The following is a 15,078-nucleotide window of genomic DNA, read 5'->3' on the forward strand; positions in this document are numbered from 1 at the left end:
GTGGCTAAGCTCAGGCCTTCGAGCACAGATTCTTCAATTCCCGCAGAGGTCTCATCTATGCCGCAGCAATGGCCAGCCACCGACATCGCCCGCATGATCCTCGATGGCTTTGACGATTACCGCGAGCATTTCCGGCGGATCACCGACGGCGCTCGGGAGCGCTTCGAGCAGGCGCGCTGGCAGGACACGCAAACCGCGTCGGCGGCGCGGATCAACCTCTACGAAGACAAGGTCGGCGAAACCGTCGCGCGCCTGCGCGAGCATTTCGAGGCAGACACGCTGATGGAAGTCAGTTGCTGGCCGCTGGTGAAAAGCGCCTACATCAGCATCATCGACCTGCGCTTCGACGATGAACTCTCCGAGACCTGGTACAACTCGATTTTCTGCGGCCTGTTCAGCCACGATCTGATCAGCGACGGCTGCATGTTCATCCATACCACCCGGCCAAGCCTGCGCCGCGCCCGGGCTGCGCAAACCCGCACCTACAAACCGCAAGGGCAGTTGTCGGGCATGCTCGCGAGCATTTTTGCCGATTACCGATTCAGCGAGGATTACGCCGATCTGCCCCGGGATCTGCAGCGCCTGGAAGCGCAACTGCGCGAGAACCTGCCGGACTGGGTGTGCAAGGACCCGGAACTGAGCGTCGAGCTGTTTTCCTCGGTGCTGTACCGCAACAAGGGCGCCTATCTGGTGGGGCGCATCTACACCAACGACGATCAGTGGCCGCTGGTGATTCCGCTGCTGCACCGCGAGGGACGGGGGATTCAGATTGACGCGCTGATTACCGACGAAGCCGATGTGTCGATCATCTTCTCGTTCACCCGTTCGTATTTCATGGTGGATGTGCCGGTGCCGGCGGAATTCATCGGTTTCCTCAAACGCATCCTGCCGGGCAAGCACATCGCCGAGCTGTACACCTCGATCGGCTTCTACAAGCACGGCAAATCCGAGTTCTATCGTGCGCTGATCAACCACCTGGCCAATACCGACGACCAGTTCATCATGGCCCCGGGTGTGCGCGGCATGGTCATGAGCGTGTTCACGCTGCCGGGTTTCAACACCGTGTTCAAGATCATCAAGGACCGCTTCTCGCCGTCGAAGAACGTCGACCGCGCTACGGTGATCGAAAAGTACCGACTGGTGAAAAGCGTCGACCGCGTAGGGCGCATGGCCGATACCCAGGAGTTCGCCGACTTCCGTTTTCCGCTGAGCAAATTCGATCCGGCGTGTCTGGCGGAATTACTGGAAGTTGCACCGTCCACGGTGTCGCTGGAAGGCGAAACCGTGCTCATCCGCCACTGCTGGACCGAACGCCGGATGACCCCGCTGAACCTGTATCTGGACAACGCCAACGAAGCCCAGGTACGCGAAGCGCTGGAGGACTATGGGCTGGCGATCAAGCAACTGGCGGCGGCCAACATCTTCCCCGGCGACATGCTGCTGAAGAACTTCGGCGTCACCCGCCATGGCCGGGTGGTGTTCTACGACTATGACGAAATCTGCTTCCTGACTGAGGCCAACTTTCGCCACATCCCGGCACCGCGCACGCCGGAGGATGAAATGGCCTCCGAGCCTTGGTACTCGATCGGGCCGCTGGACGTGTTCCCCGAGGAGTTTCCGCCGTTTCTGTTTGCCGACTCGGCGCAGCGCAAATTGTTCGATCAGTTGCATGGCGAGCTGTACAACGCCGATTACTGGAAGGGCTTGCAGGAGGCGATCCGGGCGGGGAAGGTCATCGATGTCTTTCCGTATCGGCGCAAGGGCCTCGATAACGAGTGACTTTCTGGAATTGCTGCGCAATTCATCGCGAGCAGGCTCGCTCCCACATTTGATCGCGCTGTGCACCGGTTTTATGGCCGCTGGAGATCCAGGGTGGGAGCGAGCCTGCTCGCGATCGGCCGCGCAGCGGTCGTAAAATCTGCGACAATCGCGTCCTTGCGCCACTAGACGACCGAATTGCGTACCCGATGACCGACGAATCGCCCTCCATCGACAAACTGCTGAAAAATCTCGATCACGCCATGCTCGCCGACCGCCACCGGCTGCGGCGGCAGTTGCTTGAGCTGCGCAAGAAACCTGACGAGGCCAAGCTGGCCCAGTGGGTGGCGCGCATGCAGGCGTCTTGCGATCAGGTGCTGGCGCGCAAGGCCAGCCTGCCGGTGATCCGTTACGACGACAGCCTGCCGATCGCGGCCAAGCGTGACGAAATCAAGAAGGCCCTGGAAAAGCATCAGGTGCTGATCATCGCCGGTGAAACCGGCTCGGGTAAAACCACCCAGTTGCCGAAAATCTGCCTGGAAATCGGTCGCGGCCAGCATGGCCTGATCGGCCATACCCAGCCGCGGCGGATCGCGGCGCGCAGTGTGGCCAGTCGGGTTGCCGAAGAACTCGGTACGCCGCTGGGCGCGCTGGTCGGTTATCAGGTGCGCTTCGAAGACCAAAGCGATTCGAACACCCTGATCAAACTGATGACCGACGGCATCCTGCTGGCGGAAACCCAGAACGACCGCTACCTTGAGCGCTACGACACGATCATCGTCGACGAAGCCCACGAACGCAGCCTCAACATCGACTTCCTGCTCGGCTACCTGAAAACCCTGCTGCCGCGTCGTCCGGACCTGAAAGTCATCATCACCTCGGCGACCATCGATCTGGAGCGTTTCTCCAAGCATTTTGACGATGCCCCGATTGTTGAAGTGTCCGGCCGCACCTTCCCGGTGGAAACCTGGTATCGCCCGCTGACGCTTGAGCAGGACGAAGAGGGCAACCGCGTCGAGGACGACCTGACCGTGGATCAGGCGATCCTCGCCACACTCGACGAAATCGCCGCCTATGAGCGCAGCGAGCGCCGCAGCCCTGGCGACGTGCTAGTGTTCCTGCCCGGCGAGCGTGAGATCCGCGACGCCGCCGACATGCTGCGCAAGGCCCAGCTCAAACACACCGAAATCCTGCCGTTGTACGCCCGCCTGTCGCCGGCAGAGCAGCAGCGGATCTTCCAGTCCCACCCGGGCCGTCGTGTGGTGCTGGCGACCAACGTTGCCGAAACCTCGCTGACCGTGCCGGGCATCCGTTACGTGATCGACAGCGGCACCGCACGCATCAGCCGCTACAGCTACCGCGCCAAGGTCCAGCGCCTGCCGATCGAGGCGATTTCCCAGGCCAGTGCCAACCAGCGTAAAGGTCGCTGCGGACGGGTCGAGCCGGGTATCTGCGTGCGCCTGTACAGCGAAGAGGATTTCCTTGGTCGGCCGGAATTTACCGATCCGGAAATCCTGCGTACCAACCTCGCGGCAGTTATTTTGCAGATGCTGCATCTGCGCCTCGGCGAGATCACCGCGTTCCCGTTCATCGAGCCGCCGGACGGCAAGGCGATCAGCGACGGTTTCAACCTGCTGCAAGAACTCTCGGCGGTGGATCGCAACAGTCAGCTGACCCCGCTCGGCCGCCAGCTGGCGCGTCTGCCGGTGGACCCGCGCATGGGCCGCATGCTGCTCGAAGCCGCCAAGCTCGGCAGCTTGCAGGAAGTGCTGATCGTCGCCAGTGCCATGTCGATTCAGGATCCGCGCGAGCGTCCGCCGGAGCGTCAGCAAGCCGCCGATCAGGCCCATGCACAATGGAAGGATGCCGATTCGGACTTCGCTGCGCTGGTCAATCTGTGGCGTGGCTTCGAAGAACAGCGCCAGGCGTTGACCGCCAATCCGCTGCGCAACTGGTGCCGCAAGAATTTCCTCAACTACCTGCGCTTGCGCGAGTGGCGCGATTCCCATCGCCAGTTGAGCCTGATCTGCCGCGACTTGCAGTTGAGCCTCAATAAAGAGCCGGCGGACTATCCGAAACTGCACAAGGCTGTGCTGGTCGGTCTGCTCAGCCAGATCGGCCAGAAAACCGAGGACGGCGACTATCTTGGCGCCCGTCAGCGGCGCTTCTGGATTCACCCGTCGTCGGGCATCGGCAAGAAGCGCCCGCAGTGGGTGATGACCGCCGAACTGGTGGAAACCACCAAGCTCTACGCGCGGATGGTGGCGAAGATCGACGCCGACTGGATCGAGCCGCTGGCCGGGCACCTCATCAAGAAGAACCACTTCGAACCGCACTGGGAGAAGAAGCGCGGTCAGGTCGTCGCATTCGAACAGATCACCCTGTTCGGGCTGATCGTGGTCGGTCGCCGACCGGTGCATTACGGCCCGGTGGATCCTGTGGTTTCGCGGGAGCTGTTCATCCGCGAAGGCCTGGTGCGGGGCGAGATTCAGTCCCGGGCCAAATGCCTGACCGCCAACAAGCAATTGCTGGAGCAGCTCGACGAACTGGAAGCCAAGGCCCGTCGCCGGGACATTCTGGCCGACGAGGAAACCCTCTACGCGTTCTACGACGCGCGACTGCCGGCGGAGATCCACCAGACCGCGACCTTCGACAGCTGGTATCGGGTCAACAGCCAGAAAGACCCGCAACTGCTGATCATGCGCGAGGAAGACGTGCTGGCCCGCGAAGCCAGCGAAGTCACCGCCCAGCATTACCCGGACACCCTGCACATCGGCGATCTGGAACTGGCGCTGAGTTACCACTTCGAACCGAATCACCCGCGCGACGGCGTGACCCTGCGCGTGCCGGCGCCGTTGTTGCCGATGCTGCCACCGGAACGCCTGGAATGGCTGGTGCCAGGACTGATCGAGGCCAAGTGCATCGCGCTGGTGCGCAACCTGCCCAAGGCCCTGCGCAAGAACTTCGTGCCGGTGCCGGACTTCATCAAGGCTGCCCTGCAACGCATGACCTTCGCCGAAGGTTCGTTGCCGCAAGCGTTGGGCCGTGAACTGCTGCGCATGACCGGTGCGCGGGTCAGTGATGAGGCCTGGGCCGAAGCGGCGCAGCAGGTCGAAAGCCATCTGCGGATGAACCTGGAAATCGTCGACGGCCAGGGCAAGTTCCTCGGCGAGGGCCGGGATCTGGCGGAACTGACCGCACGTTTCGCTGAAGCCAGCCAGGCCGCGTTGGCCGTGCCGCAAAGTGCGAAAAGTCAGCAACCGGTGGAGGCCAAGGTCTTCGCGCCGGTGGCGGAAAAGACTCAGCAGAAGATTGCCGGGCTGTCGATGACGGTCTATCCGGCGCTGGTGGAAGAGGGCGGCACGGTCAAGGAAGGGCGCTTCTCGACCCCGGCCGAAGCCGAGTTCCAGCACCGCCGCGCCTTGCAGCGTCTGCTGATGCAGCAACTGGCCGAACCGGCCAAGTTCCTGCGCGGCAAGTTGCCGGGACTGACCGAACTGGGCCTGCTGTACCGCGAACTGGGTCGGGTCGATGCGCTGGTCGAAGACATTCTGCTGGCCAGCCTCGACAGCTGCATTCTTGATGGTGAAGACCCGTTGCCTCGCGACGGCGCAGGTCTGGCAGCATTGGCCGAGCGCAAGCGTGGCAGCTGGACCGAGCATGCGGAGCGCGTGGCGCGTCTGACCCTGGAAATCCTTAAGCTCTGGCATGGCCTGCAAAAACGCTTCAAGGGCAAGATCGACCTGGCTCAGGCAGTGGCGCTTAACGACATCAAGCAGCAGCTCAGTCATCTGGTGTATCCGGGCTTCGTCCGGGAAACGCCGATGCTCTGGCTCAAAGAGTTGCCGCGCTATCTGAAGGCCGTCGAGCAACGTTTCGAGAAGCTTGGCGCCCAGGTGCAGAAGGATCGGGTCTGGAGCGGCGAACTCGCCGGCCTCTGGACGCAATACCAGACTCGCGCCGCCAAACATGCCCAGGAAGGCAAGCGTGATCCGCAGCTTGAGCTGTATCGCTGGTGGCTGGAGGAGTACCGGGTGTCGCTGTTCGCCCAGCAGTTGGGGACGAAAGTGCCGATCTCCGACAAGCGCCTGAACAAACAGTGGACGCAGGTCGAGGCCTGACCTCCGATCCTGCAAAAGGCGCCAAATGCCAAGGTTTATGGCAAACTTCGCGCCTATAAACGCCGGCCCCGCGGTTTTGAGCCTTGTCAGCCGCGGGCGAGGTCGGAATAAAGCGATGCCAGGTTTTTGCGTCCCCTCTATGGGAATAGACCCTTTGCGTGTTGGCACGTCGGTGCCAGCACTTTCTGCCTGAACAGATTAGAGAAACGACCATGCATAACGTCGTCATCAGCGGCACCGGCCTGTATACCCCGGCCAACAGCATCTCCAACGAAGAGCTGGTGCAGTCTTTCAATACCTACGTCGCGCAGTTCAACGCGGACAACGCCGACGCCATCGCCAGCGGCGAGATCCAGGCCCTGACCGAATCCAGCGCCGCGTTCATCGAAAAAGCCTCGGGCATCAAGAGCCGCTTTGTCATGGACAAGGACGGCATCCTTGATCCGCAACGCATGGCGCCACGCCTGCCGGAGCGCTCCAACGACGAATGGTCGGTGCTTTGCCAGATGGCCATCGGCGCTGCCGAGCAAGCCTTGCAGCGCGCCGGCAAGACCGCCGCTGATATCGACGGCGTAATCGTCGCCTGCTCCAACCTGCAACGTGCCTATCCGGCCATCGCCATCGAAGTCCAGGAAGCACTGGGCATCCAGGGTTTCGGTTTCGACATGAACGTTGCCTGCTCGTCGGCGACCTTCGGCATCCAGCAAGCCGCCAACACCGTGCAACTGGGCCAGGCCCGGGCGATCCTGATGGTCAACCCGGAAGTCTGCACCGGTCACCTGAACTTCCGCGATCGCGACAGCCACTTCATCTTCGGTGACGCGGCTACTGCTGTCGTCATCGAGCGTGCCGATACGGCAACGTCGAAGCACCAGTTCGACGTGGTCAGCACCAAACTGCTGACCAAGTTCTCCAACAACATCCGCAACAACTTCGGCTTCCTCAACCGCGCAGCGGAAGAGGGCATCGGTGCTCGCGACAAACTGTTCGTGCAGGAAGGCCGCAAGGTGTTCAAGGACGTGTGTCCGATGGTGGCCGAACTGATCGGTGAACACCTGGAAGAGAACAAGCTCAACGTCGGTGACGTGAAGCGCTTCTGGCTGCACCAGGCCAACCTGAGCATGAACCACCTGATCGTGCGCAAGTTGCTGGGCCGCGAAGCGACCGAAGAAGAAGCACCGGTGATTCTCGACACTTACGCCAACACCAGCTCCGCCGGTTCCGTGATCGCGTTCCACAAGTATCAGGACGATCTGGCGGCCGGTTCGCTGGCGGTGCTGAGTTCGTTCGGCGCCGGTTATTCGATTGGTAGCGTGATTCTGCGCAAGCGCTGAGTCCGTGTTAAAAGATCGCAGTCTGCACGCTCCTTCGGAAGCCGTCGCAGGCTGCGATTTTTTTTGCCCGTGAGGTATCGATGGCTGCAACGGATGACTCTCAATTGCTGGCACGCCTGCTGGCCGGCGAGCAAAAGGCTTTCAAGGAACTGGTCACCACCTACCAGAGCGCCATGCGCGCGGTGGCCTATGCGATTGTCGGCCAGCGCCACGTCGAAGAAGTAGTGCAGGACGCCTGGCTGTCAGTGGTGCGGCATATCGGCAGCTTCGAGGGACGCTCCAGTCTCAAGACCTGGTTGCTGACCATCACCGCCAATTCGGCCAAGGGCCGTTACAAGCAGAACCGCCGCGAGGTGCTGATGGATGATCTGCCGTCGCCTCACGGCACCATAGACGATGATCGCTTTTCCCCCGGCGACGGCCACTGGCTGGTCGCACCGTTCGCCTGGCATCAGGACACGCCCGAAGCGTTGCTGACCGAAAATGAACTGCGCGAATGCCTGGAGCACACGTTGCTCAGCCTGTCAGAACTGCAAAGCAGTGTGCTGTTGCTGCGCGAGCGTCAGGGGCTGGAGCTGGAGGAGATCTGTAATCTTCTGGAGATCTCGCTCTCCAATGTCCGTGTGCTGCTGCATCGTGCGCGGCTGAAAGTCTTCGCCACCGTGGAGCATTTCGAGGAGACCGGCGAATGCTGACCTGTAAAGAACAAGTGGCGCGCTCCAGCGATTATCTCGATGGCCAGTTGAGCTTTCGCGAGAAGCTGATGGTGCGTCATCACCTGATGTTCTGCCGAAATTGCCGGCGCTTCATCCGCCAGATGCGCTTGATGCAGGCGACATTGCGGGTGATGCCGGAGAAACCGGATGAGGGTGTGGATGCGTTGGCCGAGCGGCTGGCGGCGCAGCGCCGCAAAGACAATTCCTGAGGCAAAAAAACAGCCCGGCGTAACAGCAGCGAACGGATGATGGGGATCGCTGCTGCGGCGCCGGGCTGTAGGATAACTTCAGCTTCAAGCTTCAAGCTTCAAGCTTCAAGCTTCAAGCGAGGCATTCACTTGAAGCTTGCCGCTTATGACTGCTGTTTTAGAACTTGGCTTCAGCATCCAGTTGCAGGGTGTTGATGTCGGAGTCGGTCTTCTTCAGGCTGGCGTTGGTGTAGTCCGAGTTAGCCATGAAGTAGGTGGCGCCGAGGGTGAAGTTCTTGTCCAGCTCGTAGCTCACTTTCAGCTTGCTGCCGCGGGAACCGGTGTAACCGTTGGCGAAGTCGGAGTCGGTGAAGGCACCCACCACCGCGTTACGCTGTACGTCGCGGTAGTTGTAATCGATGCCGAAGCCGTAAACCTTGGTCTTCACGCCGGCCAGCCAGCCAGTGTCCTGGTCGTTGCTGGCATCGTTGTTGTTCACGTACTGACCGTAGATCGACAGCGGAACCGGCAGGTTGGCGATGTCCAGCTGACCAAAGCCTTCATACAGTTTGAAGGTTTCGTTCGGGCTGTTGCCGTTGACGGCCAGGGCGCATGGTGCAGTAACGGTGCCGCTGGTAGGGCAGGCGCTGTCCTTGTCGTTGTCGTAGGAGTAGATGCTGCCGCCCAAGGTCAGTTTCAGGCTGTCGGTCAGCGCGAAGCGACCGCCCAGCTGGCCAGCGTACAGACGCAGGTCGTGCTTGAACTGCACACCTTCGCCGTCGACGTTGTCCTTGAGGGTGTAGTGACCGGCGCTACCGAACAGTTCGGCGCTGCCGTTCAGCGGGTACTTGTAGGTGACAGCCAGGCCTTCCGGGTTGATGTCGCTGTCCCAGATGATGTCGCCCATGCTCACCCAAGGCTGATTCATTTTACCGGCGATCAGGTGCAGGTTCTTGACCGCGTCAGGGTGGTAGTCGACGTAGCCCAGGTCGAGCCAGATCTGCTTCTTGTCGAAGTAGTTGTTCAGGTCCTGGTTGGTGGAGCGGGCGTCGTCGCTGCTGCCGGTGGCGATACGGATACCGGTGTCAACCTGCGGGTTGATTTCGGTGTAGGCACCCAGACGGGCACGAATGCGCTGACGGTCCTGGTCCTTGGCGTTCGGCACGCCATCGTTCTTCACGGTTTCCTGACGGAAACGTACGTCACCCTTGAACTGGGTCTTGGCAGCCCAGGCCAGCTTCTGGTCGAAGCTGCTCAGCTCGTTGGTTTTCTTCGCGGTTGCCGCGATTTGCTCGTTGGTCTCTTGCTGCGCCTGCTGCGCGATTTGCTGGGCCTTCTGATCCTGGGCCAGTTCGGTTTGCAGTTCTACGTACTGCGCCTGGGTGATGGAACCGTTAGCCTTGAGCATGTCGAGCAGTTTGGCGTCGACTGCGGCACTGGCCGGAACACTCATGGCCAGCAACAGGCCACCGCACAGGGCCGCCGCAGTTTTCGTGGAAGCAAGACGCATAGCAATCTCCGAAGATGAGAGGGATGGCTGAACCATCCTGGGCACAACCGACGATTTGAACGTCGGAAAACTGTGTCCGGGTAGAACCCGGCGCTCTAAAAACAGGCGCCAGTATCGCGATGGTTTATGACAGAGCAGTGGCACGGTGATGGCAGGTTGATGACGATGCGAAACTTGCGTGAACTATTGATCTAGAGCGCTGTCGCGCAATCGGACGTGGGCAAGACAGGGCCGATCAGCGATACTCGCGAGGCTTTCAGGGCCAAAAGTGGAGAGGAAAATGCCGTTGCAGCGCCTGCAAAAACTGTCGGAAATCGAACCGGCACTCTGGGATGCACTGGTGCCGGACAACCAGCCGTTTCTGCGCCATGCCTTCCTCGGCGCGCTGGAAGACAGCGGCAGTGTCGGCCCGCACACCGGCTGGCAGGCGGAGCATTTGCTGCATGTCGAAGACGGTCGTCTGATCGCGGCGCTGCCCGGTTATCGCAAGTGGCATTCCTATGGCGAATACGTCTTCGATCACGGCTGGGCCGATGCCTGCGCCCGTGCCGGCATCGATTACTACCCCAAGTTTTTGAGTGCGGTGCCGTTCAGTCCGGTCACCGGGCCACGCCTGTTGGCGGCGAACGTCGAGGACGGATTCGAACTGCTCAAGAGCCTGCCGGGCTATCTGGAAATCGAAGAACTCTCTGGCGCCCACATCAACTTCACCGATGCCTTTACCGACGCTGCGATGTCCGAGCAGCCGGGCTGGCTGCAACGCATCGGCTGTCAGTACCACTGGCAGAATCGCGGCTATCGCGACTTCCAGGACTTTCTCGACGTGCTCAGCTCGCGCAAGCGCAAGCAGATGCGCAAGGAGCGCGAGCAAGTGGCGGGGCAGGGCTTCGAATTCGAATGGCTTGAGGGGCGAGAGCTGGACGAGGCGCAGTGGGATTTTGTCTATGCCTGCTACGCCAACACTTATGCGGTACGCCGTCAGGCACCGTACCTGACGCGGGAGTTTTTCAGCCTGCTGGCTGAGCGCATGCCGGAATCGATTCGTGTCGTGCTGGCCAAACAGGGGTCAAGGCCGGTGGCGATGGCGTTCAGCCTTGTGGGTGGCGACAGTTTCTACGGGCGTTACTGGGGATGTCTGGCCGAGTACGACCGGCTGCATTTCGAAACCTGTTTTTACCAGGGCATGGACTACGCGATTGCCCAGGGTTACCAACGTTTCGACGCCGGTGCTCAGGGCGAACACAAGTTGATTCGCGGTTTTGAACCCGTGATTACCCACTCTTGGCACTACTTGCGCCATCCCGGCCTGAAAGCCGCCGTGAAGGATTTTCTTCAGCAGGAGCGCGCCGGTGTGATGAGTTATGTAGAGCAGGCTCGTGAGGCGCTGCCCTACAAACAGCCACAAGGTTTTTGAACTTCGACCAGGGCTCAATAGATGAAAGCCCCCCGGCCGATTCATTGTCACGAAAACCGATGTTAAATCATGGCCAGGTCGTGCTGATCAAAAACTGCCGGCGTAGCAGTTGGACAGGCCTTTGGATCTCGCCTGAGTGTCGAACTCCTCGATAGTGGCAATGTTGGAATGGTATTGAATTAAAAGGCTCGGTCGCTTGGCGACGGAGCAGGTATAAAGATAAGTGGGCCTCACACATTGAGTTATGCCAGTTGTATGATCGTCGGAACAATTAAGTTCTGGCCGAATTTCCGATAATGCGTCGACCATATCAACTTCCAACGGATGGTTCGAATTGATCATTGGCGACAGGGCTGCCGAGGCAAAACCAATGTATACGGGAAGAACAAGCAGGCTGAGCAGGGTGTTTCGAATAAGGTTCATTTTATCAATTCCATGATTTCGTTATTCAAGGGTATGTTTGCCTGCGACAGGCAGGCATGTTTCATTCCTCTGAACTTTGATTGTTGTCGTGTGTTGTTGCGTCCTTGATTGGCGCATTTACAAGTTAATGGATTTTTATTTGAGTGTCAGTCACTTGCTTGTTGCGGGATATTGTTGTTTTTATTTATTTTTTCAAAAAGAAGACCGCGTGGGAAGTTCTTGCACGCGGTCTTTTTTCGAGCTGAAACTACTTGTCTTCGTCACCCAGCCAACGATAAATCCCCCCGCCAAGCACCGCACCCAACAGCGGCGCGACCCAGAACATCCACAACTGCGCGATGGCCCAGCCACCGACCATCAGCGCCGGGCCCGTGCTGCGGGCCGGGTTGACTGAGGTGTTGGTCACCGGAATCGAGATCAGGTGGATCAGCGTCAGGGCCAGGCCGATGGCAATCGGTGCCAGTCCCGCGGGGGCGCGTTTGTCAGTGGCGCCGAGGATGATCACCACGAACATGGCGGTCATCACCAGCTCTGTGACGAACCCGGAGGCCATCGAGTATTTGCCTGGCGAGTGCTCGCCATAACCGTTTGAAGCAAGGCCGGCGGCGATGTCGAATCCTTCCTTGCCGCTGGCGATGTGATACAGCAGTGCCGCTGCCAGGATCCCGCCGATCACCTGGGCGATGATGTAGGCGGGCAGTTCTTTGGCCGGGAACCGACCACCGACGACCAGACCGACCGACACGGCCGGGTTGAGATGACAGCCGCTGATGTGGCCGATGGCAAACGCCATGGTCAGCACCGTCAGGCCAAATGCCAGGGCCACCCCCAGCACGCCGATCCCCACAGGTGAGGACGCGGCGATCACCGCACTGCCGCAACCACCCAGCACCAACCAGAACGTACCCAACAACTCCGTGGCCGAACGTTTTAACAGAGACATGAGAGAGTCCTTGATAGACGCGCTATCGAGACTGCATCGAGTTGTGCTTCCTTGCAATTACGACAGGTTCATCTCCAGAGCCTTCGCTGAGTACAGCAGGGAATGCGGGGATTTCCAGCAGCCATGAAAAAACCGCCAGAGCCCGTGGTGGAAGGGCTGTGGCGGTTTTTGCGTTTCTTGCCGGATCAGTCGATGCCGACAAACCCTCCGGTCTGGTGCGCCCATAGCCGTGCGTACAATCCGCCATGGGCCAGCAGTTCGGCATGGTTGCCGGTCTCGGCGATCCTGCCGTTTTCCAGCACCACCAGCCGGTCCATGCGGGCAATGGTCGAGAGTCGGTGAGCAATGGCGATCACGGTCTTGCCCTGCATCAGGGTTTCGAGGCTTTCCTGGATCGCCGCTTCGACTTCCGAGTCCAGCGCCGAGGTCGCTTCGTCCATGATCAGAATCGGCGCGTCCTTGAGCAGCACTCGCGCAATCGCGATCCGCTGGCGCTGGCCGCCGGACAGCTTCACCCCGCGCTCGCCGACATGGGCATCGAATCCGGTGCGTCCTTCGGCATCCGATAGCAGCGGAATGAACTCGTCGGCCCGGGCCTTGCGCACCGCTTCCCAGAGCTCGGCGTCGGTGGCGTCGGGCTTGCCGTACAGCAAGTTGTCGCGGATCGAACGGTGCAGCAGCGAGGTGTCCTGGGTGATCATGCCGATCCGCGCACGCAGGCTTTCCTGGCCGACTTCGGCGATGTTCTGGCCGTCGATCAGGATCCGCCCGCCCTCGACGTCGTACAGCCGCAGCAGCAGGTTGACCAGGGTCGATTTGCCGGCGCCGGACGGGCCGATCAGGCCGATTTTCTCGCCGGGTTTGATGGTCAGGTTGAGGTCGCCGATGATGCCTTTCTTCTTGCCGTAGTGAAAATCCACGTGCTCGAAACGCACTTCGCCACGGGCCACAGCCAGCGGTTTGGCCTGTTCGCGGTCGGTGACGCTGACCGGTTGCGAGATGGTCTGCAGACCGTCCTGGACCATGCCGATGTTCTCGAAGATGCCGGTTACCACCCACATGATCCAGCCGGACATGTTGACGATACGGATCACCAGGCCGGTGGCCAGGGCGATGGCGCCGACGCTGATCACCGATTGCGTCCACAGCCACAGGGCCAGCCCCGTCGTGCCGACGATCAGCAGACCGTTCATGGTGGTGATGGCCACGTCCATGCTGGTGACCACGCGGCCGGCCAGCTGGGCTTTTTCGGTCTGTTCCTGAATCGCCTCGCGGGCGTAGTGCTGTTCGAAGTTGGTGTGGGCGAACAGCTTCAGGGTGGCGATGTTGGTGTAGCCGTCGACGATGCGGCCCATCAGTTTCGAGCGCGCGTCGGAAGCGGCGACGGAGCGGTCCTTGACCCGTGGCACGAAGTAGTAGAGCGCGCCGATGTAGGCGGCGATCCACGTCAGCAGCGGGATCATCAGGCGCCAGTCGGCTTCGGCGAACAGCACCAGCGAGCTGATCGCATAGATCAGCACGTGCCACAACGCGTCCACCGCCTGCACCGCGGAATCACGCAGCGAGTTGCCGGTCTGCATGATGCGCTGGGCGATGCGCCCGGCGAAGTCGTTCTGGAAGAAATTCAGGCTCTGCTTGAGCACGTAACTGTGGTTCTGCCAGCGGATGAGGCTGGTCATGCTCGGGCTCAGGGTCTGGTGCACCAGCATGTCGTGCAGGGCCAGGAACAGGGGTCGCAGGAGCAGGGCCACCACGGCCATCCACGCCAGTTCGGCGCCATGCACCTTGAAGAAATCGACGTTCGGCGTGCCTTGTGCAAGGTCGATGATGCGGCTCAGGTAGCTGAACAGCGCCACTTCGATCAGGGCACCGAACAGACCGACGATCAGCAGGGCGGCGAAACTCGGCCAGACCTGCTTCAGGTAATAGGTATAGAAGGGCAGAACACGGTCCGGCGGGGATGCCGTAGGCGCGTCACGGAATATGTCGATCAGTTGTTCGAAACGGCGATAGAGCATCAGATAACCGCCCGGAGTACGGGCTCTCCTTTTATCAGTGTGAGCGGCGCGGTGTTCAACCGTCGCCGCTCGATATGCCCTGTAAAGCTTAGTCGATGCGCTTGGCCGACTTGATGATCACAGGGTCGACAGGCACGTTTTGCATGCCCTGTTTGGTGGTGGTCTGGGAGTTGACGATGATGTCGACCACGTCCATGCCCTTGACCACTTTGGCGAACACCGCGTAACCGGCGTCGCGGCCCGGATCGAGGAACGCGTTGTCGGCGACGTTGATGAAGAACTGGCTGGTGGCCGAGTTCGGATCGGAAGTGCGGGCCATCGACAGGGTGCCGCGAACGTTGTGCAGACCGTTGCTGGCTTCGTTCTTGATCGGGGCCTTGGTTTCTTTTTGCTGCATCTGCTGGGTGAAGCCGCCGCCCTGGGCCATGAAGCCCGGGATCACACGGTGAAAAATGGTGTTGGTGTAGAAACCGCTGTCGACGTAATCGAGGAAGTTCTTGGTACTGATCGGCGCCTTGACCGGATCCAGCTCGATTTCGATGGTGCCATTGGTGGTCACCAGTTCAACGTGTGGCGCCTTGGCCGGCGTGGCAGCCATCAGGTTGGCGGCGAACAGCACGGTGCCGGCGGCGAGGGCGAGTTTTTTCAGCATG

General features: G+C 60.5%; 11 protein-coding genes. 6 read left to right on the forward strand and 5 right to left on the reverse strand.

Annotated elements, in window-relative coordinates; genetic code table 11:
• Positions 1-57 precede the first annotated feature (57 nt).
• From aceK to DLD99_RS07860, 5 genes are all read left to right on the forward strand, one after another.
• Positions 58-1,779: a bifunctional isocitrate dehydrogenase kinase/phosphatase gene (aceK, locus tag DLD99_RS07840; RefSeq protein WP_114881824.1), complete on the forward strand. Its 1,722-nt coding sequence runs from the start codon at positions 58-60 to the stop codon at positions 1,777-1,779.
• A gap of 188 nt (positions 1,780-1,967) precedes the next feature.
• A complete protein-coding gene (hrpA, locus tag DLD99_RS07845) occupies positions 1,968-5,879 on the forward strand; it encodes an ATP-dependent RNA helicase HrpA (protein ID WP_114881825.1) in 3,912 nt (1,303 codons plus the stop codon).
• A 212-nt stretch (positions 5,880-6,091) separates the two neighbouring features.
• Complete coding sequence (locus tag DLD99_RS07850) at positions 6,092-7,213, forward strand: beta-ketoacyl-ACP synthase III (RefSeq protein ID WP_114881826.1); 1,122 nt, start codon at positions 6,092-6,094, stop codon at positions 7,211-7,213.
• A gap of 80 nt (positions 7,214-7,293) precedes the next feature.
• Positions 7,294-7,908 (forward strand): RNA polymerase sigma factor, encoded by a 615-nt coding sequence (locus DLD99_RS07855; protein ID WP_114881827.1) that lies wholly within the window; start codon positions 7,294-7,296, stop codon positions 7,906-7,908.
• Positions 7,902-8,138, forward strand: a complete 237-nt coding sequence (locus DLD99_RS07860; RefSeq protein WP_114881828.1) for an anti-sigma factor family protein — start codon at positions 7,902-7,904, stop codon at positions 8,136-8,138. The genes DLD99_RS07855 and DLD99_RS07860 overlap by 7 nt, the downstream gene beginning before the upstream one ends.
• Positions 8,139-8,295: 157 nt before the next feature.
• Here the strand turns inward: DLD99_RS07860 and DLD99_RS07865 are convergent, their stop codons facing one another.
• Complete coding sequence (locus DLD99_RS07865) at positions 8,296-9,627, reverse strand: putative porin (protein ID WP_114881829.1); 1,332 nt, start codon at positions 9,625-9,627, stop codon at positions 8,296-8,298.
• A 280-nt stretch (positions 9,628-9,907) separates the two neighbouring features.
• Here DLD99_RS07865 and DLD99_RS07870 point away from each other — a divergent pair, with 280 nt between their 5' ends.
• Complete coding sequence (locus tag DLD99_RS07870; protein WP_114881830.1) at positions 9,908-11,041, forward strand: GNAT family N-acetyltransferase; 1,134 nt, start codon at positions 9,908-9,910, stop codon at positions 11,039-11,041.
• Positions 11,042-11,128: 87 nt separating this feature from the next.
• On the opposite strand, the gene DLD99_RS07875 is transcribed toward DLD99_RS07870, so the two are convergent.
• From DLD99_RS07875 to DLD99_RS07890, 4 genes are all read right to left on the reverse strand, one after another.
• Positions 11,129-11,464, reverse strand: a complete 336-nt coding sequence (locus DLD99_RS07875) for a hypothetical protein (RefSeq protein ID WP_114881831.1) — start codon at positions 11,462-11,464, stop codon at positions 11,129-11,131.
• A gap of 247 nt (positions 11,465-11,711) precedes the next feature.
• On the reverse strand, positions 11,712-12,407 hold the full coding sequence (gene aqpZ, locus DLD99_RS07880) for an aquaporin Z (RefSeq protein WP_114881832.1): 696 nt from the start codon (positions 12,405-12,407) through the stop codon (positions 11,712-11,714).
• A 185-nt stretch (positions 12,408-12,592) separates the two neighbouring features.
• A complete protein-coding gene (locus tag DLD99_RS07885; RefSeq protein ID WP_114881833.1) occupies positions 12,593-14,425 on the reverse strand; it encodes an ABC transporter ATP-binding protein in 1,833 nt (610 codons plus the stop codon).
• 88 nt (positions 14,426-14,513) lie between these two features.
• Positions 14,514-15,077 (reverse strand): peptidylprolyl isomerase, encoded by a 564-nt coding sequence (locus tag DLD99_RS07890; protein ID WP_085700647.1) that lies wholly within the window; start codon positions 15,075-15,077, stop codon positions 14,514-14,516.
• Position 15,078 lies beyond the last annotated feature (1 nt).

Source organism: Pseudomonas kribbensis (assembly GCF_003352185.1).
Lineage (GTDB): Bacteria > Pseudomonadota > Gammaproteobacteria > Pseudomonadales > Pseudomonadaceae > Aquipseudomonas > Aquipseudomonas kribbensis.

Coding starts and splice junctions, on each gene's coding strand:
- DLD99_RS07870 (WP_114881830.1), top strand. CDS start 9,908: ATGCCGTTGCAGCGCCTGCAAAAACTGTCGGAAATCGAACCGGCACTC.
- DLD99_RS07875 (WP_114881831.1), bottom strand. CDS start 11,464: ATGAACCTTATTCGAAACACCCTGCTCAGCCTGCTTGTTCTTCCCGTA.
- aceK (WP_114881824.1), top strand. CDS start 58: ATGCCGCAGCAATGGCCAGCCACCGACATCGCCCGCATGATCCTCGAT.
- aqpZ (WP_114881832.1), bottom strand. CDS start 12,407: ATGTCTCTGTTAAAACGTTCGGCCACGGAGTTGTTGGGTACGTTCTGG.
- DLD99_RS07890 (WP_085700647.1), bottom strand. CDS start 15,077: ATGCTGAAAAAACTCGCCCTCGCCGCCGGCACCGTGCTGTTCGCCGCC.
- DLD99_RS07885 (WP_114881833.1), bottom strand. CDS start 14,425: ATGCTCTATCGCCGTTTCGAACAACTGATCGACATATTCCGTGACGCG.
- hrpA (WP_114881825.1), top strand. CDS start 1,968: ATGACCGACGAATCGCCCTCCATCGACAAACTGCTGAAAAATCTCGAT.
- DLD99_RS07855 (WP_114881827.1), top strand. CDS start 7,294: ATGGCTGCAACGGATGACTCTCAATTGCTGGCACGCCTGCTGGCCGGC.
- DLD99_RS07850 (WP_114881826.1), top strand. CDS start 6,092: ATGCATAACGTCGTCATCAGCGGCACCGGCCTGTATACCCCGGCCAAC.
- DLD99_RS07860 (WP_114881828.1), top strand. CDS start 7,902: ATGCTGACCTGTAAAGAACAAGTGGCGCGCTCCAGCGATTATCTCGAT.
- DLD99_RS07865 (WP_114881829.1), bottom strand. CDS start 9,627: ATGCGTCTTGCTTCCACGAAAACTGCGGCGGCCCTGTGCGGTGGCCTG.